Here is a 24332-nt window from a genome sequence, read left to right as displayed (position 1 = left end):
CAATAACGGCTATGCTTATCCTACGGTTCAATAAGCCACAGGTTTACGCCGATGAAACCCTCTCCCTTTAACTATGTTGCTCCCGATACGCTTGAGGAAGCGTTAATCCATCTGTCCGGCAGTGACCAGGGGAAAATCCTGGCGGGAGGGCAAAGCTTGATGCCCAACGTTATTTCACGACGGGTACATTGCAAGTTAATTATTGATATCAACAATATTAAACAACTCGATTCAATTAAGATAACAGGAGAACATGCGATTATTGGCGCCACCGTTCGTCAGCGAGCTGCTGAGTGCCACCTATTACTGCAACAACGGCACCCATTGATGATCCACATGCTTCATCACATCGGTTCCGCTGCCATTCGCAACCGAGGGACACTGGTTGGCAGCTTATGCCAGGCCGAGAGCTGGGGGGAATTACCCCTTCTGTTTATCTTATTAGGGGGAAAAGTTGTCGTGCAATCTCTTGAAGGGAAAAGAACAATCCCTGCGCACCAACTGTTTCTGCCTCATCATCGTACCGCCCTGACCTCCAAAGAAATTATGACGGAAGCCCATTTCGCCCTTCCACGAGCCTCGGATCATTGGGGATATTGCGAATACGCCCACCGTAGCGGCGATCGCGCACTGTGCCTGGTTGGCGTGGTGTCCCAATGTGACGCTCAGGGTCGTCTGGTCGACATTAAAATTGCCGTGGGTGGGGTAACGGCATTTCCGCAGCGCTTTCAAACACTGGAGCGTTTACTCGTTGGTAAAAGCGCAGACAAGCACCTGGCTGAATATGCCGGCACGTTTGCGGCAACCCAACTTCCACACCTTGATGACGGAGACGTTTCCATGCGTTATCGCTGCACACTGCTACGTACTTTGGTCAGCCGCGCCTTGATGCAATCATTTTCTGCCCCCTCTCGAGCAGAGCCAGCATTATGAAGAATACCTTCGACGCTCATGAAGCATTGAAAGAGGTGACGTTAACCGTCAACGGCAAAGACGTGAGCCGTCGTATCCCGGTACGCATGTTGTTATCCGATTTTTTGCGGGGGGAACTTGCACTGACCGGCACCCACGTCGGTTGCGAGCAAGGGCATTGTGGTTGTTGTACCGTGCTGGTTGATGGGAAAGCGGCACGTTCATGTCTGATGCTGGCGGTGCAGGCCACCCATTGTGCCATAGTCACCATTGAGTCCCTGGCGAAGGCAAACGCCCCTTTACATCCGATCCAGCAGGCTTTTATTGATAACCATGCCTTTCAGTGCGGATTCTGTACGCCAGGGATTGTTATGGGTTTATTCGAACACGTTCTGCAAGGCAACGGTGAAGCCATGAGTGACGCCGAAATACGAAGGCTCCTGGCGGGCCATCTGTGCCGGTGTACCGGTTATCAACCGATGGTGGATGCCGTCCGTCAGATCCTCTCTCTCTTTCAGGAGCCACAAAAATAATGGGGATGAGCAAAGTGTCCAGGAAAAGGGAACATCAAGCGGATAAAGAACGCCTGATCACCGGCCAGGGGCTGTTTGTCGATGACCTGTGCTTTGAACAGGCATTACACGTTGCTTTTGTACGCAGTACCCAGGCGCGGGCAACGATCCGCGTGCGCAGCGTTCAACGTGCTCAAGCCTATCCTGGCGTGATTGCCGTTTATCAGGCGAAAGATTTAGGCCCCCTGAATGCGCCGCTACCCCTCCTTATCCCTCATCCGGCCATTATTGATGGCAGGACGCAGTATCCCCTGGCCGACGAGGCCGTATTCTATATCGGGCAAGCCATTGTCATGATCGTTGCGGAAAACCGATATATCGCTGAAGACGCGGCTGAATTGGTGGATATTGAATACCAGCCCTTGCCGTTTGTGGTTGATATAGAGCAGGCGATAAAGAAAGAAGCCCCCTGCCTTCACCCTGGGATGACGAATAATATTGGCGCTCATTTTACGCAGTCCAGCGGCAATATTACGGCAGCAAAACAGCAAGCAGAGCATGTCACGACGATTATCGTGCAAATGGATCGCGCCACAGCCGCGCCGATAGAACCCCGGGCTGTCGCCGCCCGTTTTGATGACAGCACCGGGGAACTCACCGTCTGGGATACCGCTCAAGCCCCCGTCGCAGTCAGAAATGGCCTTGCCGCCTTACTCGGGATCGACGAGCATCGGGTGCGCGTTATCGCCCCGAATGTAGGCGGGGGATTTGGGCAAAAATTGCTGTTCTTTTATCCTGATGAGCTGCTGGTCCCTTTCGCGGCGATGCAATTGAAACGCCCCGTCAAGTTTACCGAAGACCGACGGGAAAATTTTATTGCCTCTTCCCAGGAGCGAACACAACGCCACGAAATCACCTTGTATGCCAGTAAAAACGGGGACATTCTCGGGCTGCACGATAAAATCTTGCACGACAGCGGGGCATTCATGCCCTATGGCATTATTGTGGCTCATGTGAGCGCAACCTCCATTGCAGGCCCCTACCGTATCCCTCATTTACAGGTTGACTGTGATGTGGTTTATACCCCCACCGTGCCTGTGACACCCTACCGAGGCTGCGGTCGTCCTCATGCCTGTTTTGCTCTGGAGCGTGCGCTCGATCAACTGGCCACAGAACTGGCCATCGATCCTATTGCCCTGCGACTGCATAATCTTATCCGTGACGATGAGTTTCCCTATCGCCGGGAAGGCTTGATTTTCCAGGATGGCGCTGCCGTCGAGATGGACAGTGGCCAATATGTCTTGGCGCTTGAAACATTACGAGCCGCTATCGATGTTGAACAATTTCGCGCCGACCAGATTCGGGCCTTGTCTCAAGGCCGTTATATTGGACTTGGGGTAGCCTGCTATGTTGAGGGGACAGGCATTGGCCCTTATGAAGGCGCAGCAGCACGTGTTCAACCTATTACGGGCAAAATAGTGGTCTCCACGGGCGTCACGTGTCAGGGGCAGGACCATCAAACGATGTTTTCGCATATCGTGGCGGAGCAACTGGGTGTTTCACCCCATGATGTCATTCTCGTTGCAGGGGACACACAGGCTTTCGACCTCGGGGGGGGCACGTATGCCAGCAGAAGTGCAGTGGTTGCAGGCAGTGCGGTCTACCAGGCCGCGCGCCTGCTCAGGGAGCAAGTTTGCCAAACCGCCGCAAACATGCTGAAGGTCTCAGCAGAAGATATTGTGTTGAGGGATGGCCAGGCTTATTTGAGCGATGGAAGCGTCTCAATACCACTGGCCGCCGTTGCCACCTCAGCAAACCCTCTGAGATATGCCTATAATACTGCCGCAAAAATGGCCACACAATTTGTCAAAAGCCATCACGATGGCCCCGCACTCGGCAACCATCAGTCCCCCGGATTAGAAAGTCGCGCCTTCTTCAGTCCCCCCCGAGCCACCTGGGGATATGGTGCGCATGCGGTTATGCTTGAGATCGATCCCCACACCGGTCACGTCGATTTTTTACGTTATATTTGTATTCACGACTGTGGTCATGTGCTTAATAAAGAGACTGTCCGTGGTCAGATCCTGGGGGGCATTGCGCAAGGGATTGGGGGCGCACTGTATGAATCGCTCAATATTGATGAAAAAGGAGAGATTCGCAACGCGTCGTTTTCTCAGTTTCTGATGCCCTTTGCGGCCGACCTCCCCCCTGTTGAGTTATTGCACCTGGAAACGCCGACCTCACTCAATCCCCTGGGAACGAAAGGCGTGGGTGAGGCTGGGTGTATTCCTGTTAGTGCGGCCATTGCCAGCGCTATTGATAATGCCTTGCTCCCTCTGAACATCAAACCGGTCAGGAGTTCCCCAATGTTACCGCACTCTCTTCATCAACTGATCTTGGGCGAGTAATCAGGGAGTTGGCAGCAGAAAAAACAGCGTAAGGTCCCTCAGGCAGTGCATTGGACACCCGATTAGCGCATCGCCTATCAGGCTGCGTCTTTGTCGGCAGACGCCAGGTGTTACAGGTAGTGTAACGTTCCGGATCGGCAGAGGCGAGCATACCATTGGTATGTCGGGCGGCCTTTATCAGGCCCACCGATAATCAGCAATGTCCTGAGCTATACCAGCGCCGTTTATTTTTTAGCATGAGGGATTTTCTTTTTCGTAATTTAGTGTGTCGATATAAGGAAAAAACAGCAAATAAAAATAGAAATGCAGCGAGGACCAAATTCGAGATATCCATATTCATCCTAAAATTTTATTCCTGATTAACATTGAGGTTGTAAGGCCCCATCCATTTTATTTTTTAATAGCATTAGCCTTATGTTTTTGAGACGCCGATGAATGCTCGATCGCCCTAGCTTTCACCGTGCACCCAGTCTTTCTGGAGGGAGATACAGTGTGAAGCCTCTCCCCCTGAAAGACGTGATCCGCCACTTTGCTGTCACCATTAACAAAGACGATTATGGTGTAAACCCCCTATCGTCGGCGGCGTCATTCTCGTCATGCATACCCGAGGGTGTTAGTACGGCGACACGATGACAACAACCGAGGCCTGATGAGTCCCCGGGGTCCCGTTGATAGAACGGAGGTTGGAGGTAAGCCGTATTTTATTCGACCAGATAAATTGTGAAGATAATTCAGTGGTTACACCTGGCGCAAGCTGGAACTTTCCCCCTCCCAAAATCGACACGACAGGATTAGCACCACACGACACGTCCCCTTCGACGGTAATGGATGATTGGTCATTGGTCTGGACTATGCCGTGGTCAATAACAGACGGAAGCGCGATATCGCATGTCACATCGGGGGGCAGCGGTTTTTGACAGAACCTGTTGCCCGAGTTCGCAACATCATCCGCGCTGACAAACCCATAGATGCTCATCAGGGAATAGACTTTAGATGTGATTTTTTGGGTGAATAAGACACATTCCCCCCCCGGTCCAGCGCCCCAGTGCCCCCCCCAGCGCGTGTTCGTCAGGTAGCATCTGGAGGGGTTCGCTAATTCCCAGGAATCAGTCGATTTCAACTTGCATGACGACGATAGATTGGGATTGTGAATGCCGTCTATTATAAAGAGGCAGCCACCGAAAGGGCGCGCGGGAGGCAGGTTGGTTCCGGTAGCACAGTGTAGGCCCACAGCGGCAAGTTCCAACCCCCCGGCTGGGTCAGGGCGGGAGAGAGGAGTAGTGTCGACCAGGTTGAGGCCGGAAGCGGTGTACCAAACTTGGTCATTACAGGCACTTCCACTGCACGACGAGATGCGTGGATCAATCAGGACGGGGTGCAGGACAGCGACGCATGGAGTAGAAATAAGCCCGATGGCGAGCAGTGCGGCATGGATATTCATAATAATATACCGTTTTTTTATTGTTTGATAAAACTGGCAATCCCCCCGCATTATTTAGGTGGTGTTTTGCCCATTCATCCACAGAGTCTCATATTTCCGCACACGCCCATCGATCTCTGCCTTTGACAGTGTCTTCCTGCGTGTTTGCTCATAAAGCCGCGTCATACGTGCCCAATGGTTCTCTCTTGTCCTCGGGGCTATCCGGGGCCCCAGCGGGGCAGACCACAGCCCCAGCCAGTCAAAACCATTACTCATAGTCCAGCTGAAAAGTCGCCACCGCACTGAACCGTCCCCGACCAATCGTCTTGTCTGCTATCGCTTGCGGCTCACCCTGCACATAGGCCTTCAGCGCAATGACGTTGCTCCCTTCCCGCAGTTGGAGTGTGCCGCCCGCCTGATTGAACGGCAGTGGCTGGGCCGACGGTGTCTCAAGCCCAATGGCAACCCCGCGGGCCTCACTGCTGCCGTCAAGGGCCAACAGCCCCGGCAAGCCACGGCTTTCTGTGCCGGTAAAGGTCATCTTCACCGCCTTGGCCAGCGTCAGGTCGCATTCCTGCAAACGTATCTCGACGGCCTGCCCCAGGGTGCGTGTGTTCAGGTACAGGTACTTGTCAATGATGGTGCCAAAATTCAGAGTGATGCTTTCATCTCCCGGCGCTATCACGCAGGGCTCTGCGACCAGCGCGCCGTACAGGTGCACATTTTTGTCACCCGCAGCCAACGCCGGCACCGCCATCAGCGCCTGCGCCAGCAGCAGGACCGCCGCTGTAGGCCGATGCCCTGAACCCGAGCGTTTGCCCGATTTTCCTGTCATGTCGCGATCCTTATTCATAGTCGGCACGCAGCGTTGCCCAGGCCTCAAAGGCCCCTTCTGTCAGTGTGGCGCCGGCTTGCTTTATTGGCACCGCCTCCAGACGCGGGGGCGTGGCCAGGTTTATCTTCACCGTGCTGTTCGGGGGGAAGGGCTTGTCACCCTGGTACACCCGAATGCCGAGACCGGCCTTGTTCGTCGACAGCGCATTCTTGTCGAACCCGGCAGCACCACCACTCAGGCTGAGTGTCAGCGCCCAACGGCCGCCGACAGCCTGGTCGCAGGTGATTTGGTAATTCAACGGCTGGCGGTAGTTCTCGCCGTCCACCTTGGAGACCCCCACCCGGTTGCCGAAGTCGACCTCCACCTGATTACCGTCGTTAATGGTGCAGGGCGGGGGCTCTCTCAGGGTGCCGTGAAACGTCATATCGACCTTACCGTCCTTGGCCTGTACCGGGGCAAGGCCCCCCATCAAGCCCCAGCTCAGCAACAAGATTTTTATCGTTCTGGTCATACTCCGCTCCCGTTACTGGTAATCCACGGCCATCGTGGCCCCTGCGCTGAACTCGCCCCCCGTCAGCGTTGCGCCACGTTGTTTCACCGGGACAGCCCACAACGCCGGGGCATAGGGGGCGTTAAATCCCAACCATTGGTTGACGGCCAGCTTGCTGATGTTCCGGCGCAGTTCAATGCCGAGCCCGGCCTTGTTGGTCCGCAGCACCGTGGCATCGAACGCGGCACCGTTGCCTTTAATCTGCAGCTTCATCGCATTGGCCGTGGCCCCAGTGCACGACAGCGTGTAATTAATCGGCATCTTGTAGTTGACGCCATCCACCTGGGTGGTCATCACGTCCCCGAACTCCACCTCAATGGGGCGGTCATCATTTATTACGCAGGGGGGCGCGGCCACCACGGTCACCTTGACCGTGACCGTGGTCGTGGACCCGGCCCATGCCAGCATCGGCAATGCGGCCAGCATACCGGCCAGCACGCGCCCGACCTGTCGATACCCTGTCAGGGTGTCCTTCATCGTCCTGCCCACCTCAGTCATAACTCAGATGAAAATCCACCACGGCCCGATAGCTGCCGGCCATCAGGGGAGCGGGGGTGCGTTCCGGGGTCACGGTGTAACTCAGGGTGTTCTGTCCCGGCGTCAGCAGCAGCGGTTTACCCCGGCTGCCCAGGCGCACATCTTCCCCCTGCGCGCTTTCCAGCCGCAGTCCTAGCCCGGAGACGCCCTGTGCCTTCACCAGTCTCGGGTTATCGGCATCCCGGGTAGCGTTAAAACTCACCGTCACCGCCGGCTGATTGTCTGCCCAGGTCAGACCGCCGGTGCGCACATCGCGGCTGCCCGCCGGGCTGCGCAGGCAATCCGCCAGGCGCAGTTCGACCCGGACCGGTTCCCCACGGGCGCCAATCGTCTGCAAGCGCCCCGTCCCCACCTCACCCAATGCGACATCCTGATGGGCGCTGGTCATGTCCAGCCGACAGGCGCTTTCTGTCAGTGCACCGTGCACGTACAGGGTCCCGTTGGCCCCCTCGACGTCCCAGTTATCTGTCTTCGCCTGTGCACCGGGCAACAACCACAGCACCAGCGGCACCATCAGCGCCAATCCGCCTCGTGTGACGTAGTCCTTCAGCGCGGTTGCCCCGCAACGGCCCTGCCGGTGTCTGCCTGTCTCGTGTGTCATGCCCCTCTCCTGTCTCCCTTCGCGTCCTGCGCGTCGTCGGTGCCCGGCACCGCCCGACAGTGTTCTGCTACGCCTTCTTCACCGGCATCACCGTACAGGTGCTGCCGGTGCAGCTAAAACTCAGTTGCGGTCGGCCGCCGTAGTCGTTGACGTAGGTCAGCACCGGGCTGTTGCCCACCGCCGACACTGTCACCGTCAACGGGAGGCTGCCCTGTGGCGGCACCATCATCGGCTCAAAGCTTTTGATGCCCGGACCGTCTTTCTTGCTGCTCGCATCCACCAGAGTGACGTAATACGGCGTGGGATTGTTGACCACGTACTTGTCGCCCTGCTTTGTCAGGGTCAGTTGCTCTTGTGGCGGCGGCGCGTTCTTGTCCATCGCAATCGAGGCAGGGCGGTAGAACAGCTTGATACGCGACTGCAGCGCGATTTGCAGGGTGTTTGGCTTGGAGCTCGTCGGCGGGATTTCCCGCAGGTTGAAGTAATACAGCGTCTCACGGTCCTGCTTGAGCAGCTTCGCCGCCGGCAGCGCCTGGATTTTCACCTGGCTCGGCTTGCCGGGCTCGATACGCTGCACCGGGGGCAGCACCGTCAGCGGGCTCTGGATTTTGTTGCCCTGGTCGTCCTCAATCCAGCCCTGTGCCAGGTACGGCAACTGTTTGTTCTGGTTGCTGACGTTCAGGCTCACTGACTTCTGGTCGCCGTCAAAAATCACCCGGGTTCGGTCCAGAGCGATGGCCGCCTGAGCAGACTCGACCATCACGGCCCCCAGCAGCAGGCCCGCCACGACCCCCGACATCAGGGTATTCCTGTGCGCTAATACGGCCAGAGGGCCAGGGTGAGGGGTCTTCACATTCAGTTCACTTTTACGCATGTTCTTCATTCCCGGCCATCACGGCCTCATTGCATGTTGGTTAAACCCGCCCCGCGTTTTCATCCTTCCGCGTGGCGGTTACGTAGCCCGTTTTGCTTCGTGTGTGGTCACAGGCTATGGATCCGCCCGTCTTTCAGTCTCTGCCTGTGCACTGAGAGGATGACACGGCAACAACAGCGTATTCATCAGCATGTCGGCTGGCAGTGGGGTTGGCATTCGCACCTCGCATTGCGCGCTGCCATTCCAGCGTACCGTCATGACATCGCCGGCGTTGAGACCACTCAGGTAGACACTGCCGCCGTCGTTAACGATGCCTGTTTCCTGCTTCCGTGCATTCATCACCGTCGCACCAAACGGCGGTTCACTGCCGTCGGCCAGCTTAATCACCGCCATCGCCTTGGCGCCGGCAATCACGTCAAACTTCCGATAGCCAATAGCGCCTTCGGTCAGCGTGGCCTGCACCACCGACGTCGTCGCTTCGGCGTGATCACCGAGCTTGTTCACATCAATACTCGCCTTGTTACGGTAGTAGCTGTTGACGTCCCCAATCACTGCCTTGCCCCAGGCGTTGGTGTTGGTGGTGCTGCCGTAGCCGCGCACCGGCACGTTCGGCACGCCATTCGTGTCAATCAGCATGCGGGTCCCGCCCAACATGCCGGCGCGGTGCAGAGCCCCGCCGTTCGCGGTGAGCGTCATGCCCCCCTGCATCGACATGCCGACGGCGCTGTACTGGTTCTCCTGATAGCTGGCATTGGCGCTCATGCGTGCCTTGTCGCCTTCATGGGTGTAATACCCGTTGACATTCACGCCGCTGCGTGAGCGGCCGGCACGCAACTGATAGTTGTTGTGCTCATCAATCCGGTCGTAGTACCCCACCTGATGCGTGGTGTCATTGCGGTTCACCGTGGTGTTGTAACTCACCGTCCCGGTGCTCCCCCAGGGCATCGACAGCGAGAGATAAGCTCCGTCGTCCTTGGTCTCGTTATAGTTATTGCGGTACGCCGACAGCGACAGGCTCAGGTTTTTAAACCGGCCCACGTCGAAATAACGCGATACCGTCAGGTTGTAACGGTCGTTGGCCGGCCGGTCCCAGTACGTCTGGTGGCTGTAGTTGACGTAGCTGCTCAGCCCCCAGTCGCGGAAATGCTTGTTGAAGGTGATGGTGTACATCTCCTTGCCGTTGCCGGTCCGGGTGCCGTAGTATTTCGCATCCAGGTACTCGCTCATGCTCATGAAGTCCTCCTCAGAGAAGCGGTAGCCGGCGAAGGTCACCTGGCTGTCGTACTCGTCAAAGTCCTTCGAGTAACTCAGGCGATAAGAGCCGCCACTGAGCGTGCCGCCTTCCTGCGGCAACCGCGCCCGCGACTGTGTGGCGTCGAACGACAACGCCCCCAACAGCAGCAGGTCACGCCCGATACCCAGTGACAGGGCGTTGTAATCCCCCCCCGCCAGCGCACCGCCGTACAGTGACCAACCATTGCTGACCCCCCAGGAGAACTCGCCGGTGCCGAACAGCGGGCCGCGTGAATGGTGCTGCCAGTCCGACGGTTTGCCGCTCGCCAGTTTGAAACGGACCGACCCCGGCCGCGTCAGGTACGGGATACTGGCGGTGTTCACCACAAACGCCTGCACGCCGCCGTCCTGCTCCTCAACCCGCACATTCAGCTCACCGCTGACCGCGTCGTTGATGTCCTGAATGCGGAACGGCCCCGCGGCCACCGTGGTCTCGTACAACACCCGGCCCTGTTGGCTGATGGTGACTTTGGCGTTGGTTTTCGCCACCCCCACCACTTCCGGGGCATACCCGCGCAGGTTCGGCGGCAGCATGTTGTCGTCCGATATCAGGCTCGCCCCGGTAAAACGGAAGCTGTCGAACATCCCCGAATCCAGGTAGCTCTCCCCCAGCGTCAGCTTCGACCGCAGCGACGGCACCGCCCGGTAGGCGTAATACCGGCTCCAGTCCAGTTGCTGGCGGGTCGATTGCCCCGATCCGGTCTGGTGGTCAAGGTTGGCCTGCCAGTCTGCCCGCAAGCGCCACGCCCCCAGGTTGGTCCCGGTGGTGCCGTTACCACTGAAGTTGTACCCCCGAGAACCGTTTCGCTGCTGGTGCTGACTGCGCGCATTCACGTTGTAGTCAAACAGCAGACCGGGAATGCCTTCATCCCAGCGAGATGGGGGATCCCAGTTCTCGTCGCTGTACTCCAGGAAGGCTTGCGGAATGTTGAGATACAGACCGTTGGTGGCCAGGTCTCCCCGTATTTCCATTCCCGGCACGCTTTCTTCATCCAGACACTCGCCGTCATGCCACCAGGTCAGGTCCTTAAGCACCGAGGCCTTGAAGCCCAGCTCATTCGCCAGTGCCGTGCTGATACAGGCCCGGCTGCCGCCCGGTTCATCTTCCGGCGCAAAAAAAGGCACTTGCTGCTCTGGCAGATCATTTTTGTTGACATGGACCACCATGTCGTACGTCCCCGGCATGATATAACCACCACGGGAAAACTGGCTCAGATCAATATTTTTCCGGTCATTGACGTCCAGCACATCGATATTGAACTGAATGTCGTCTGCCGCGTAGACCACGGTCATCGACGTGCCCAGTGCCAGCGAAACGCACAGCCCCACCGCCTGGCGCCGAACCAGTTTTCCTGTTGGTGACAATCCCATATCCTTACCTTTTTATTATCAATACGCATTTACGACGCCGTGCGAGGGGTCTTCAGAAATAATCCACCTTGAAGCGAAGAGAGGAAAAATAATCGCCAGACGTTAAAACATCGTTATTGGCCACCAGTTTCAGGGAGTAATTCAATTGCATACTGCCGGGAATAATATCGATAAAGGGCAACGCCTTGCCGGGTGAGACGATATTGCCCAGGCTGTCGGCGATTTGTAGCCCCACACCTGAAGCCCCACCACGAACACCAAATAATCCCCCATCAGGATCGCCATCAAAGGTGACCTGAAAGTGTTTCCAGCCTTCTTTTCCGGGACGGTCGAGCACGCAATTGACCAGGTCTATTGAAAAGGGTTTGCTGCGCCCCTGACCATCACGAATAATATCCGCCAGGGGAATGATGCCCATATCGACACTTTGATCACGACTGTCTACCGCAATGGCGCAAGCTGTATCAATAATACTTCCCTGCATATTAACCTGCCCCCAACCGGCCAAATTTCCGGCCGCCGGTGCAGAAATAAATACGGCGGGGGACAGGCATAAAAATACGCTCAACACGGTCCTTTTCATGCGCATCATTCATTATTCCTTTGAGTGACTCATGAAAAAAGGCATGCGGGAACCCCGCATGCACAGGCACACCAATATGTAAAATAAAGGGAATAAAAAAAGGGTTTAGTTATACGCGAGCGTGAAGTCCGCCACCGCCTGGAAGGCACCTTCAGTGATTGTCGCTGACGGACCATCGCCCTGCATGTAAGCCGCGAAGTTCAGCGTGGCACCGCCGTCCTGCAATACCTGCTCTTTGGTCGCTTTACCTAACTCGATAACGTCACCATCCCCCTGGGTGATGGCAACGCTTGCCCCTTTGGCCGTCCCGGTAATACCCAACAAACCGTTTCCGGCAACCGATTCCATGCCCGTGAACGTCACCTGCACTTTGTTTTTGGCCGCAGGTGTGCCAAATGAGCAGTCTTCCAGCTTGATACTAAAATTCCTGGGTGTGGACTTGCCGCCGTCTTTCAGCGCCGCATTAGAAACCTGCCCCAGTTCAACCGTCTGCTCGATAGACTCCGGGGCAATAGAGCAAGGTGCATCAATAATAGAGCCGGTAAATGTGACTTTGCCGTGTCCTTGATCTGCAGCATGAGCGAAAGAAGACATACCAAAAGCAACCACGGTCGCCATCATAATTTTATTTAATTGCATTGTATTATCCTTAAGTTATTAATGGTGATGAACTTATATTCATTCACACTCAGTCCTGAACTATTTACAATAAACAGACAAACATTGACTCTAATAGCCAATGAGCGCAGGAGGCCCCATATAAAAAAGCTAATGCAACCTGTCCTGTCGGCCTACGGAATAAATTATTGCAAACAGAAATCATTTTTAAAACATAAAAAACATACTACGTTTAAATACACGAGATAACGCTATTCACCCCGGACAACAAATAATAATTGCGATCTTTAATCTTGAAAAAAATCATTTAAACAGATTATCATTCTGAATAATTAAAATAATGCGATATAATAGATCGACATTTAATTATTTGCGATACAATAAACCAAAATGAGGCCCCTCTATTAGGACGCACCGTGAGCGAGAAGGATTTGATTTATTCCCTTCGTCATCAGGACAACGCAACCTTTCCAGGCGTGAAATTAACGCGGTTGTCACGGAGAGCGCCCCGCTCCAGGAGGCCTGTTTGCAAGCGCCACTGCAATGGATAAGGAAGGACGGCATGAATCTATTTATCAAAGACCCCGTCGCGTTGTCCCCTCCAAACGCTCGGCTGGTCGAGGCTATCCTGCAACTCTGGGCCCCCCAGGCTGGGCGGACACCGGGTGCCCCTGAAACCTGGCCAAGCACCCGTGACATCGCTGAAAGCTGTAACTTTAGTATTTATAAAACCCGGTATTTATTACTGAAAATGGTTTCAAAAGGCTGGATACAAGTGACCCCACACCCGGTGAAAAACGCCCTGCGTTGGTCTATCTGCCCGGAAAAGGTGGGCCGGGACGGCGGGGGATGAAAGCCGTCTGCCGCCGGGAAGCAGAGACCGTGAGAACCTGCCGACCTGAGGGCCCGGCAGTGTGTTGATAACCGACGTGGCCCCCCAACGGGTTCACAATCTTAATGCAGGAGGCCCCATGACATCGCCAGTGAATGTGCTGATCGTGGAACCCAATATCTATTTTGCTCTTGGTTTTACGCAGGCGATCGTGGAGCATTTTAACCACCTACGGGTTAATTGGGTATTTAGCCGTACGCTCGCTGCCAAAGACTACGCCGATGTGATCTTCTTTTCTTCCGAACAAAAGGGGGCGCAACGGCGCTATTTAACCCAGCGTCAAACGTGCCCCCAACATCAGCGTATTTTTATGTTCAAGCAAACACCCGGCCTCTTTGATAAAACCCAATACCAGGATCTGGATGGGATTTTTTATCGCCGCCAGAGCCTGGACTCAGCCATGCAGATCATGACACGAACGTTAGACACCCTCCCCCTCCTTCACCCGCAAAAACGCAACCCGGTCTCTCTTGCTTCTTCTTCACCCCAGCTAACACCGCGCGAAAGAGAGATCTTAGGTTACCTGGCCGATGGCCTGCGCGCCTGCGAGATCAGCCGCGCTTTGCATATCAGCCAGAAAACCGTGAGTGCTCATAAACATAATGCCATGGTGAAATTGGGGATCAACCGTTCGCCAGATCTCAATTACTGGCTGCTCCGCAACGTGATAGGTCAGTTGGCCGCCCATTGGCCGCCAACCGAATGCCCCACCACAAGCCGTTGGACGCTTCCCGCCTCAGAGCCCCCCCTAATCTCTATCGCCTAAACGAGTAAAATTATTTCATATGAGATAACAAGGTTTTTACAGATCATTTAACATTCAATTTTCATTAATTTCAAAAAAGATCTAAAACCATCTTCATGGGAAAACTAACACAGAGTCCTCGTGCCTATCCGACGAAGACAAGAACCCATAATTTGTTATATCATGTAAGGATGGAATTAAGAGTAAGGGCATTTTTATACTGGGGCGAATATGAACTTTATCATCAATGGGTTAGTAAGATACAAACCGTTGGATGGAACATTATATCTTTTCGATAACAGTATCGATATGATAACGCTCCCTCGCTTCGCTAACGAAATTTTATTCTTTTTCATAAAAAACAATGGAATAGCATTAAGTCGAGAAGCCATCCTAAACGAAATATGGGAAAAAAAAGGGATAAGTTCATCAGGAAATAACTTAAATAACTATATTTCACTACTACGAAAATCGCTGGCATTATGCCATTGCCATACAGTGATAACCACCATCCCTAAGTATGGTTTTTTATTTGAGACTGAGATTGAGACTGAGACTGAGATTGAAATTGAGATTGAGACTGAGACTGAGACTGAGACTGAGACTGAGACTGAGACTGAGACTGATTTTATTCAAAATTTCAACAGAGCACCCGTCATTCAGCACGCCATAAAAGAGGAAAGTGAAAGCCCTGTACGCAGCAAAATTAAAAAAAACACGCTTTTTATCTTAAATTTCTTAATAATTGGGGTGATTATAACCCTGGTTGCTTTTCACACGGAAGTTTACCGATATTTTCTCATGGACACTATGAGAACAAAAATATTCAGCATAAATCAGTGTGAATTTTACTTTTTGGATAAGAAAATGAAGGAAAAAGAAAGAAATGACGCTGTGGAAAACATAAAGTCAATCATAAAAAATGAAAACATAGACTGCAATAATAAAATTAAGGGTTATTATTTCGTTGAGGACAGAATTGATTCTTTAGGAAAATCAATTATAAACTACGCAGTGAGTTTTTGCGAGACGCGGAGTCAGGCTCCATGCAGAAACCATAAAACTTATAAAAATAGGGAATAAAGGAGTCAGAAGTGCGTTTAAAAAAACCAATGGTGTTTCTGTTTATTTTCTTGTTATCTTTATTGTTTTTAATTATCATTTTGACTTGGGGAAAAAACGATAGAAACCAGAGTTTTGAATGTAGAGCAAAATTAAGTACATTAATGGCATCTGAAGTCTGTCAGGGTAATGACATGACCAGTTTACTTGATGTTTTCTTATCCTTTCAAGAGAATGGGAAAGGTTACTTTATCGTTTTAGGGCGCTACTCCTGTCCGAACGAACCACCAAAACTAGTCGATGGGATGGTTGATTTTATTTATAAAAAAGAAGGAAAATATTACTCTTTGAATTTGGAGAATAGAACAAAGTCACTCATCAACCTTTTTAAAGTATTGCAGTATGAAAAAATGAAAATAAAAATTACCGAGCTAGAAAAAAACAATTTTATCCTTTCATTACCTCTTGAAACACCGATACTGTGTAAACATGAATAGATCGAGTAACGCCTCTTGGGAAAAGATAGTTTTTGACCCTAAAGATACATTTCCTGCCCAAGGGGCAATACACGGCATGTGGCACAGAATTATGTACACCCTCCAATGTAAATATGTCTTTCATTTCCGTATCGCAGATCATCATCAAGGTGCCTAGTTCCACCTGAAGATTTGCGTTTCTCCTCCCATTACTGCCGCATTTCATCGCCTTCCCCTGAAAACCCGCCACCTCTACACAAAGTCCCCCATGGCCCAAAACGCGATGCAACGCCAACAGAACAAAATAACTATTATTTTATTTAAAAAGCTACTCTGATTACCCTTGGAATGAATAAATTCATTTTCCCCCACCTCTCGCCATCGTTCTTTTCTTGGAGTTTAATCCTATAAAAATCAAATAAACAAAATAAAAACCTATGCTTGCGGTAAAATCACTCATATAAAACCATAATGGTTTTTTTTGGTGTTAGGATTATTCCCATTAAGAACTCATTCGGAGTGCACCTAAAAACAAGATAATAATAAAAAATAATTGAGCGCAATAGAGAAAAAGGTAACGCAACCATCTCTATTATAATAAAAATTACGCAATAAACGTAGATTAATAAATGCCAATTTCAATCCTTACATCATGGGGAATTAAAGTCATGGAACAAAAAAAAGAAAAAATTATTTACTTTGAAAACGAAAACATAAAACTCAATGAGAGTGAGTTAATGTTAAAAAGTAAAAACATCCGAGTTTCACTCGGCAGAAATCAAAGCAAGTTATTGTGGTGTCTAGTCAGAGGTGTAACTTGCAAGAAAAAGATAATCAAAGAAATCTGGCCCGGTGTTGAATGGAGATTGAGGGGGAACAATTATAATCAACTCATATTCCAGACACGAGCCGCATTAATTCGTAGCGGATTTCCAGATAATACGCTTATCACGTTTCCCAAAAATGCTATTTGCCTGAACACAAACCTGTTGAGACCCATGTATGTCAGAGAAAAGGCCTTAATGGAATCCTTTCGTGATCAGGGACTTCTTAATTACGAGTGAGAAATAAAAAACCGCGGACCCGTTTTCACTCCATGAGCCTGATGAGAACTAATACGTCGGTGGGGCTAATGATGTGCGCAAAAAGTATGCGAGTAGACGCCCCCCGGCACAAAGTAACAATAATGAAAAAACAGGCAATTCCTAAGCGAGATAAAAGGTACCTATACCTGTGAATCACTACCGATAACATTGCCTACAGCAACCGTCTCGTCAGCCCTCCCTACCATACCCCGATAGATATGAATACCCCACTTTTCGTTATGGTCTTTATCGTAATGGTCAACAAAAATTTGCCACGAATTTAGAGTTTTTCCAGAACAATCGTTCTGATTCATTCGGTGCCAAACCACCATTATATTGATGAGGTCTGAGCTGGCTGTAATATCCCGTTATGTAATTCGTTATCGCTGTGCTGGTTTCACTAAAATTAGCATATCCATTATCCGGCACCCACTCCGTTTTCAGACCTCTAAAAAAACGTTCCATCGGGCTGTTGACGCTCCCAGGTCAAGAGCTGACGATTTGCATGCGCGAGGTCTGATAAAATCAGTGGATAAAGTTCACGGGCTATAAGCATCTTAGACATCCGAGGATCTCTTTGGTCGATAGCCCTTCGCAGGTTCGTCTGCCTACATAGATTTTTGTTCGTGGGTCACTCATCCAGACGCAGACCTGAATAAGAGACTCAATGCGTCTGGAGTTATCGAGGTGGATTCACTTCTATAAAATCACGCACACAATTCTTGATTATTTTCGGAAGTAAGCTATAACTAATTTAGCTAAAATCAATAAAAATTCCTAATATGCTTTCGAACATTTCAATTGAAATGCAAAACATTAATACCGCAATTATAACCTGGCTAATAATTTAAATTAAACCTATAACAATGCCATGTATTAAATGCATTTAAAATAATTTTAATGAAAAATTAAAATAGTATTTATTTTATTTTTATCTTTGCATTTTTATTTTAACGGGCTTTTTAATCACCCTAAAAGTTAAAATAAAAAATCATGCCTGTATGATTTTTAAGCATTCCTATGAATTTAAAAATTAGAGGATCTGCCCGATAAATTACAGTGATTACCTCCAACGGGAAAAATACTAAATAGTCAAAAATCAGGATAGCGCAAAAATGGTTACGGATCTATCAACAGCGTAACCATTACTGGTCACTTTATTAGTTGAGTGAAAAACTGGTTGATATTGTGCAAAGCTTCAAAAACTGGCGTTTCCAGCACCTTTCCCTGGTTGAACGGATCAATAGCATTCGTCTACAGCTATAGTTTTATTTAGATGAGTATGATGATGAATTTATTACACGAAATCACCGAAACCACTGGCATGACACGTCGGCAGGTTGCAATTGTAGGCGCTGGGCTCGCTGGCCCTTTGCTGGCCTGCCTGCTACGCCAGCGTGGATTTGAAGTGATCGTATTTGAAAAGCGCGCAGACCCGCGAACACACCCGGCACCCGAAGGGCGTTCACTTAATCTGGCCATAGCAGAGCGTGGCCTTCAGGCGCTACGCCTGGCGGGAATTGAACAGGATGTGTTGAGTTATGCTGTCCCTGTGTCCGGGCGGATGGTGCATGTGGAAGAAAGTAGTAGTTTCCATGCTTACAGTTCCAGAGAAGATGATGTCATCTGGTCCGTGCAGCGTAGTCAACTGAATGCGCATTTACTGGATGTTGCAGAGCAGAAAGGTGTGCGGTTCTTCTTTGATATAGATTTGGTGGGGATTGATCTGCAGGCATCCCGATTAACCACCCAACATGGAACGACATTCACTTTTGATCTGATTGTCGGTGCCGACGGTGCAAATTCCTCAGTCAGAGGCGCGCTAACCCGCGTCTGTGACGTTGACTGTGAATGTGAAATTTTAGCTCATGGCTATAAAGAGCTTGATATCTCCGTTGAGGCGGCACGCCAAGCGCTTCTAACCCCTAGAGCACTTCACATCTGGCCACGTGGCGGGTATATGTGCATGGCGTTGCCAAATCATGATGGCAGTTTTACGGCTACTGCTTTCCTGCCCCTTAAAATACAGGGCCAACAGCTTGCCAGCTTTGCCGCACTTAACCACAGAGACGTCGTTCGCCAGTTCTTTGATTCTGAATTTAATGCACTTTCGCGATTACTTTGTGATTTGGAAGCGAACTACATGGCTCGTCCAGTTGGCATGATGGCGACCCTGCACGTTTCGCGTTGGCATTATAACCAAACGGTGTTGATCGGTGATGCTGCTCACCAGATGGTACCGTTTCATGGCCAGGGTATGAACTGCGCTTTTGAAGATGCCGTGTTCTTGGCTGAGTGTCTGGGAACACCGTCTGGGGATATAGGGCGTGCTCTCTCTCGCTACGAAACTCAACGCAAACCTGATGTTGAAGCCATTCAGGCGATGGCTTTGGACAACTACGAGGAGATGCGTTCGCGGGTCAGCTCGCCGGATTACTTGCTTGAACGGGAACTTTCTTCCTGGTTAGAGAAACGCTTCCCACAGCGTTTTATTCCACGTTATCACATGGTGACCTTCACCTGCCTACCTTACTCGATAGCTCACAAACGGGGGAACATACAGAAAGATATACTGAAGTCGGCAATTTCAGGCTGTCAGACGTTCCAGCACATTAATCTCGAGGCCGCGGAAAAAAATGTTCTGGCTAAACTTTCTGAACTCTCCCTCTGACAAAACCATTTCGGCTCTTGGTTAGGTTGTGTCACTCAGAACCTTGGTCGACTATTTTTAAGCTTTTGGCAACGGGGGAATAGATACAGGGCGGCATTCAACGAGTGCACCCTCCCCCCAAGCGCGAAAACTCACGTCTGAGCCCGATAGCCCTATCACCCATTTGCCAATGAGATGTTAATATCGACGTTTTTCAAGTGAATAGGCCGAGCATGCCATCTTATTATCTTCGCTGTCTTACCTTGGTTTTCACGCTGTTCGTCGGCGTTGGCTCCCCCATGCTGGCGCAGGCCAGGCCCGATCTGGAGCGTAAAATTGGCGTGACCGTCGCCGATAGCCCATCACCTGATTATCAGTTCAGTGATTTACGCTTCAATTCAGCCGATGGACTGCGCCATTACCGTATCCGCATAGCGCAACCGCGCATTGCCCCGCCAGCGGCCGGCTATCCGGTGGTCTACCTGCTGGATGGGAATGCGGTGCTGATGGAATTGAATGCCAACTTACTGGCCCGGCTTGCCGCGCAAAAACAACCGCCGGTATTGGTACTGCTCAGTTATGACAACGAATTGCGTATCGATGCCCATGGCCGTAGCTACGATTATACGCCGGCGCCGCTGCAAACCGGTGGAATGTGGGCCAATGGTGGTGCAGATGCCTTTTTGAAACTGATCGAAAGCCAGATTAAACCGGCAGTGGCGGCCAAGGTGACCATTGATGCTCAACGGCAAACGCTGTGGGGGCACTCTTACGGCGGCCTGTTCGTGCTGCATACGCTGTTAACCCAGCCAGCCGCATTCCAAAACTACGTCGCCGTAGAACCTTCACTGTGGTGGGGAAAGGGCTTTATCCTGCAGGAAGCACAGCGGGTGATTGAACGGCATCCCGCCATGTCCGCCCATCTGTGGCTGTGGACCGGCAGCGGTGAGAAAATGCGTAGTGCGCCGCCCAATATCAAACAGCAACCGCTCCCCGCCGACTCCGCTCAGCGTCTGGCCGAACGGCTGGCGACGCTAAACGGGCTTGCGGTCAATTTCCGGGAATGGCCAGGCCTGGATCACGGCGCCATGTTCAGTGCAACCATCGCGCCGGCATTGGATGCGGTAGCAACAGGCAACTGACTAACACCATGCTGCTAATCTGGCGATGATCTCAAATAGGCGTTTACGCCAGTTACCTTGTTATCTGCTTTTGTCGAAAACAAACGAAATATGGTCATCGTCCAGATACTTGATCTCAACCTCACAGCCTTGCTGGACCTTAGAAGAGTAAAAGGCGGGAATGGTTTCCTTGCCTTCTACCTGCTTGGTCATCCCCTTTTCATGCCATGAAAGGCGGTATTTTATGTTGGTGGATCCGTTCTCATTTGAACTGATGTAATGGACCTCCTCCACCCGAGCCTGAATATCCCGCCCCTGTGTCTGAATTTTATGGTCACGGTTAAACAGATAAACAATATAGGCAATGACGCCTACTGTAAGAATCACTGAAATAATGATCGCAAACTTCATCGATTCGTCCCTTAGCCGAACATGGTCAGACCGTTAAATGATGACATTATCTTCCCGACATGAGCCATCGCATCGATAAAAGCGACACGCCCCTCGGTGGTGGTAAGATCAAAGGCTGTCTTATCAAATTTCATATTGGTCAACCCGAGCTTGCCGCTCGCAGTCACGCTCATAGAATAGCCTTCCGTAACGATTTTCGCCGCTGTGAAATCAAAGGAAAACATGGAAGCGGACTCTTTATGATCTTTATATTCAAAAGCATGCGGCGTCTTGATGCTCACTTTTTCCGCACTGTCGATGGTGATCATTCTCGGTGAGGTGATGGATACCCCGCCTTGCACCGTCTGCTTCCAACTGCCCAGAATATCCGTCTTGGCATCCTTGGTGATGGTTTGTACCCGTCCGCCCAGGATCTCGTCCGTGACGTCCTGGGTGACGATATTATGGCGTTTCCCCGTGACTTTGTCATAGCGATCCCCTTTGAGGAAAGAGTCCATCCCGTCGTCATAGGTGCGGGTTACCTTGCCGGTAACATGTTGATTCTCTGTACCATCCGTATCGATGCTCCGCTTTCCCTTAATGGTTAGCGTTTCCCCACCGCTGGTAATATCCGACGTCCGGCCATTGGTGATAGTGACCTTTTCACCGTCTTTAAAGGTTTTGGTTTCGGGTTTGTCGACCGTCGTGGTACGTGTACCGTGGAATTGGAAGATAGCGTTGCCGAACACCTCATCCTTCTGATCTTTTTGGATGGTGGTGGTGCGATTGCCATCCACGGTCACCGTTTTATCGTTCTCCACCGAAATATTCATATCTTTTTCGGCATGCAGTTGCACCATCTCCGAGCCCGCCTTATCTTCGAAGAACAGGTGGCTGGAATTATCACTGTGACCGTCTTTGGATCGCGTCATAAAGCCCATCATGGTAGCGCCGGCGGGCAGCGTCCACGGCGGCATACAAGCTTCGTTATACACCCGGCCAGTGACCATCGGGCGGTCGGGATCGCCATTGATAAAGTCAATCACCACTTCATCCCCCACACGCGGGATCTGCACGCCGCCGAAGCCCTGGCCAGCCCAGGCGCTGGACACCCGCACCCAACAGGAACTGCTTTCATCCCCTTTCGCCAGACGATCCCAGTGGAACTTCACCTTCACCCGGCCGTATTTATCTGTCCAAATCGACTCCCCCTGCGGCCCTACTACCCGTGCCGTTTGCGGGCCATGGGTCCGCGGCCACGGGGTACGCTGCGCTGAGCGGAACGGCGTGCTCGCCGGGATCACCACAAAATCGGTGCGGTGCACCGCCTCTTCTCCCCCGCTGGCGTAGCTATTCTCTTCAAAATCGTAACGTGCGCTCAGTACCAGATACTCTCCGCCGTCACTGGCAAACGGCGGGTTAAGCAGGGCAAAGGTGCACCCCGGTACGATGCCCAACGCAGTAGCCGTGGCGTCAATGCGCTGATGCTCCGCCTGCCACTCCTCCTGACGCACCCGGGCGTAAGTTTCACCGTGGCTGTGCTCCACGAAGTGTCCCGGCCAGTCGTAGTAGTCAATCTGGCCCGGTGAGGGTGAGGTTGGGTTTTGTCGCGCCTGGAACAGCCATGCGTTGGGCTTACGGAAATCGTAGTCGTCGATGCTGTAGATCCCCGGCGTCACCCGCTCGGATATCGCCCACTGGCCGATCCCTTCTTCGCTGGTGCTGCCGCCGGAAGGCGTGGCGTGGTAAGGAATAGCTTCATAACCGCTAAACGGCTGGTGCTGCTGAGACGCGTCGTACAGCACCATAGTGTGTTTACCAGACTCGTGGCGGAAAAAGAAATAAATGCCTTCCAGCTCCATCAGGCGCGAGATAAAGTCGTAGCTACTCTCCTGGTACTGCACGCAATATTCCCAATTGCGGTAATTGCCGGTGAGCTGGTTTTCCATCTGCACACCATATTCGTCGAGTACCGTTTTGATGATGTCCGGCACCCGCTGGTTCTGGAATATACGCTGGTTGCGGTCCCGCTTCAGCGGCCACAGGTCCGACTCCATGGTCAGCGTGTAAACCACGTAACGCTCACCATTAATATCCGCACTGTGAACATTGACCCTGGTGATTTTTCCATTGATATAGCGTGGCGCAGCAAGCAGCCCCTGAGTAGGGATAGTCAGGGTAATCGGCTGGCCCAGCATGGCCCTGCGGTCCAGGCGGGCGTTGGTGCTGAGCATCGTCACGCTCAATTCAAATGAACGTGAAACCACTTCCTCTCCGCCAAGTTTCCAGAACTTCAGCGTTCCTTCACCCGCAGGCGTTGTTGCCGTGATACGGTCAAACATAACTTCTTACCCCTATAACTAAGACTGCGTTATGCCGCTCTGCCACTCATGGTGCCAGCATCAGTACCTTGAATTGGCTGGGTACCGCACGTATCCCCACAGCATTGGTTGAGTTCTGCAGGCTGACGCTGGTCAGGCGCGTCGCCGGTGTGCCCTTGAGCAGCACGGTGAAGGAACCGGTGAGATGCCGCGACGGCCCCATCACGGTGCCTGACGCCACGCCGGTGGCAACGCCGGGATTATCCCCGTTGGTCAGCGGCGTCACCGTGGCCATGTTATGGGCAGGCATGCCCATAAACAGAATATTCAGCGCGTTGGGGACCGCCGTTGGCCCAAGCGCGATATCCGGATAAGGTATCGGCGTTGGGGTCGGCATCGGCGTCATGCAGACATCGGGAAAAGCCAAATCGGTGCCCATCAGTTGACAGTTGGCAAACATCGCGGCCTCCTCAGCCCATATGGATCTGTTCGGCATCCACTTTGGTGATTGCCTTCGAAGTAATAACGGTATTTTGCGCATGCAGACGCGCATAATCTTCGGCCTGCATATCCAGTTGGCCAGCACGTACCTGCTCCGTCTGGCGCGTAGTGCGTAACAGGTTATGGCTCACCTGGGTGATGGTTTGCCAGATTGACTCCGTGTGCTTGCCCACCACGCGCGAAAGGCTTACCCAGGCGGAAAGCTTATCGCCGCTGTACTGCATTTCGCTGATATGGCAGTCGCCTTGGCTGGCGCTGACGCGAAACGCTTCGCTGCTGAGGCTGATTTCGCCGCTGCTGCGGATATGCAGATCGCCCGGTACGCTCAGTTCGGCCATTTCCGGGTTGGCGCGCTCCAGCACCGCCAGCAGCCACACTTGATTATCCACGCTGGTGATAAGCACCAGATCCCCGGTCTGAGGGGCAATAACGCAGCTGGCGGCACGCCGGCAGTGCCAGCCGCGCCCTTCACTCTCCACGCTCAGGCTTCCATTGGAAAAGCAGTGGGTCACCACCCCCGCACTCTGCAGTGGCGGTGCTGCCGCTTGTAGCAGTTTGTGGTTGATATTGTTCAT

General features: G+C 52.2%; 22 protein-coding genes and 1 pseudogene. 10 read left to right on the top strand and 13 right to left on the bottom strand.

Going from position 1 to position 24332, the window contains the following annotated elements; all coding sequences use genetic code 11:
- Window positions 1-51: 51 nt before the first annotated feature.
- The 3 genes from ACUTQ5_RS19300 to ACUTQ5_RS19290 are packed head-to-tail and all read left to right on the top strand — an operon-like array spanning window position 52 to window position 3832.
- Window positions 52-933, top strand: coding sequence for an FAD binding domain-containing protein (locus tag ACUTQ5_RS19300; protein WP_445652549.1), 882 nt, complete (start codon window positions 52-54; stop codon window positions 931-933).
- Window positions 930-1445: a (2Fe-2S)-binding protein gene (locus ACUTQ5_RS19295; RefSeq protein WP_445652548.1), complete on the top strand. Its 516-nt coding sequence runs from the start codon at window positions 930-932 to the stop codon at window positions 1443-1445. The genes ACUTQ5_RS19300 and ACUTQ5_RS19295 overlap by 4 nt, the downstream gene beginning before the upstream one ends.
- Window positions 1445-3832: a molybdopterin cofactor-binding domain-containing protein gene (locus ACUTQ5_RS19290; protein WP_445652547.1), complete on the top strand. Its 2388-nt coding sequence runs from the start codon at window positions 1445-1447 to the stop codon at window positions 3830-3832. The genes ACUTQ5_RS19295 and ACUTQ5_RS19290 overlap by 1 nt, the downstream gene beginning before the upstream one ends.
- Window positions 3833-5520: 1688 nt before the next feature.
- On the opposite strand, the gene ACUTQ5_RS19285 is transcribed toward ACUTQ5_RS19290, so the two are convergent.
- The 8 genes from ACUTQ5_RS19285 to ACUTQ5_RS19250 all read right to left on the bottom strand — a co-directional run bounded on the left by ACUTQ5_RS19285 (window position 5521) and on the right by ACUTQ5_RS19250 (window position 12535).
- A complete protein-coding gene (locus tag ACUTQ5_RS19285) occupies window positions 5521-6087 on the bottom strand; it encodes a fimbrial protein (RefSeq protein ID WP_445652546.1) in 567 nt (188 codons plus the stop codon).
- 10 nt (window positions 6088-6097) lie between these two features.
- Window positions 6098-6598, bottom strand: a complete 501-nt coding sequence (locus ACUTQ5_RS19280) for a fimbrial protein (protein WP_445652545.1) — start codon at window positions 6596-6598, stop codon at window positions 6098-6100.
- A 12-nt stretch (window positions 6599-6610) separates the two neighbouring features.
- Window positions 6611-7114, bottom strand: a complete 504-nt coding sequence (locus tag ACUTQ5_RS19275; protein WP_445652544.1) for a fimbrial protein — start codon at window positions 7112-7114, stop codon at window positions 6611-6613.
- 13 nt (window positions 7115-7127) lie between these two features.
- Window positions 7128-7775: a fimbrial protein gene (locus ACUTQ5_RS19270; RefSeq protein ID WP_445652543.1), complete on the bottom strand. Its 648-nt coding sequence runs from the start codon at window positions 7773-7775 to the stop codon at window positions 7128-7130.
- A 67-nt stretch (window positions 7776-7842) separates the two neighbouring features.
- On the bottom strand, window positions 7843-8574 hold the full coding sequence (locus ACUTQ5_RS19265) for a fimbria/pilus periplasmic chaperone (RefSeq protein ID WP_445652542.1): 732 nt from the start codon (window positions 8572-8574) through the stop codon (window positions 7843-7845).
- Window positions 8575-8763: 189 nt separating this feature from the next.
- Window positions 8764-11313, bottom strand: coding sequence for an outer membrane usher protein (locus ACUTQ5_RS19260; protein WP_445652541.1), 2550 nt, complete (start codon window positions 11311-11313; stop codon window positions 8764-8766).
- A 52-nt stretch (window positions 11314-11365) separates the two neighbouring features.
- Window positions 11366-11896: a fimbrial protein gene (locus tag ACUTQ5_RS19255; RefSeq protein WP_445652580.1), complete on the bottom strand. Its 531-nt coding sequence runs from the start codon at window positions 11894-11896 to the stop codon at window positions 11366-11368.
- 105 nt (window positions 11897-12001) lie between these two features.
- Window positions 12002-12535 carry a fimbrial protein gene (locus tag ACUTQ5_RS19250; protein ID WP_445652540.1) on the bottom strand — a complete coding sequence of 178 codons (534 nt, stop codon included), beginning with the start codon at window positions 12533-12535 and terminating at the stop codon, window positions 12002-12004.
- Window positions 12536-13040: 505 nt separating this feature from the next.
- On the opposite strand from ACUTQ5_RS19250, the gene ACUTQ5_RS19245 reads away from it, so the two are divergent.
- The 5 genes from ACUTQ5_RS19245 to ACUTQ5_RS19225 all read left to right on the top strand — a co-directional run bounded on the left by ACUTQ5_RS19245 (window position 13041) and on the right by ACUTQ5_RS19225 (window position 16753).
- Entirely contained in the window at window positions 13041-13367 is a 327-nt protein-coding gene (locus tag ACUTQ5_RS19245; RefSeq protein WP_445652539.1) for a hypothetical protein, read from the top strand.
- Between the two features lie 118 nt (window positions 13368-13485).
- A complete protein-coding gene (locus tag ACUTQ5_RS19240) occupies window positions 13486-14172 on the top strand; it encodes a helix-turn-helix domain-containing protein (RefSeq protein WP_445652538.1) in 687 nt (228 codons plus the stop codon).
- 210 nt (window positions 14173-14382) lie between these two features.
- Window positions 14383-15234, top strand: a complete 852-nt coding sequence (locus ACUTQ5_RS19235) for a winged helix-turn-helix domain-containing protein (protein WP_445652537.1) — start codon at window positions 14383-14385, stop codon at window positions 15232-15234.
- An 11-nt stretch (window positions 15235-15245) separates the two neighbouring features.
- Window positions 15246-15710, top strand: coding sequence for a hypothetical protein (locus tag ACUTQ5_RS19230; RefSeq protein ID WP_445652536.1), 465 nt, complete (start codon window positions 15246-15248; stop codon window positions 15708-15710).
- A 647-nt stretch (window positions 15711-16357) separates the two neighbouring features.
- Window positions 16358-16753, top strand: a complete 396-nt coding sequence (locus ACUTQ5_RS19225; protein ID WP_445652535.1) for a hypothetical protein — start codon at window positions 16358-16360, stop codon at window positions 16751-16753.
- 279 nt (window positions 16754-17032) lie between these two features.
- Here the strand turns inward: ACUTQ5_RS19225 and ACUTQ5_RS19220 are convergent.
- Window positions 17033-17248: pseudogene (locus ACUTQ5_RS19220) on the bottom strand (IS3 family transposase); the annotation flags it as partial.
- A gap of 808 nt (window positions 17249-18056) precedes the next feature.
- Between ACUTQ5_RS19220 and ACUTQ5_RS19215 the strand changes: the two are divergent.
- Together ACUTQ5_RS19215 and ACUTQ5_RS19210 are read left to right on the top strand one after the other, a co-directional pair.
- Window positions 18057-19445: an FAD-dependent oxidoreductase gene (locus tag ACUTQ5_RS19215; RefSeq protein WP_445652534.1), complete on the top strand. Its 1389-nt coding sequence runs from the start codon at window positions 18057-18059 to the stop codon at window positions 19443-19445.
- 212 nt (window positions 19446-19657) lie between these two features.
- Window positions 19658-20566 carry an alpha/beta hydrolase gene (locus tag ACUTQ5_RS19210; protein WP_445652533.1) on the top strand — a complete coding sequence of 303 codons (909 nt, stop codon included), beginning with the start codon at window positions 19658-19660 and terminating at the stop codon, window positions 20564-20566.
- Window positions 20567-20626: 60 nt separating this feature from the next.
- Here the strand turns inward: ACUTQ5_RS19210 and ACUTQ5_RS19205 are convergent, their stop codons facing one another.
- From ACUTQ5_RS19205 to ACUTQ5_RS19190, 4 genes are read right to left on the bottom strand one after another with little or no spacing between them, the layout of a single operon-like run.
- Window positions 20627-20956, bottom strand: coding sequence for a hypothetical protein (locus ACUTQ5_RS19205; protein WP_445652532.1), 330 nt, complete (start codon window positions 20954-20956; stop codon window positions 20627-20629).
- A gap of 11 nt (window positions 20957-20967) precedes the next feature.
- Window positions 20968-23277 (bottom strand): type VI secretion system Vgr family protein, encoded by a 2310-nt coding sequence (locus tag ACUTQ5_RS19200; RefSeq protein WP_445652531.1) that lies wholly within the window; start codon window positions 23275-23277, stop codon window positions 20968-20970.
- 46 nt (window positions 23278-23323) lie between these two features.
- On the bottom strand, window positions 23324-23716 hold the full coding sequence (locus tag ACUTQ5_RS19195; protein WP_012146887.1) for a DUF4150 domain-containing protein: 393 nt from the start codon (window positions 23714-23716) through the stop codon (window positions 23324-23326).
- A 10-nt stretch (window positions 23717-23726) separates the two neighbouring features.
- Window positions 23727-24332 carry a DUF3540 domain-containing protein gene (locus ACUTQ5_RS19190; protein ID WP_445652530.1) on the bottom strand — a complete coding sequence of 202 codons (606 nt, stop codon included), beginning with the start codon at window positions 24330-24332 and terminating at the stop codon, window positions 23727-23729.

The sequence above is a fragment of the Serratia sp. NA_112.1 genome (assembly GCF_052691715.1).
The sequence above is the reverse complement of the archived record's forward strand: the minus strand, read 5'-3'. Positions and strand labels throughout refer to the sequence as shown.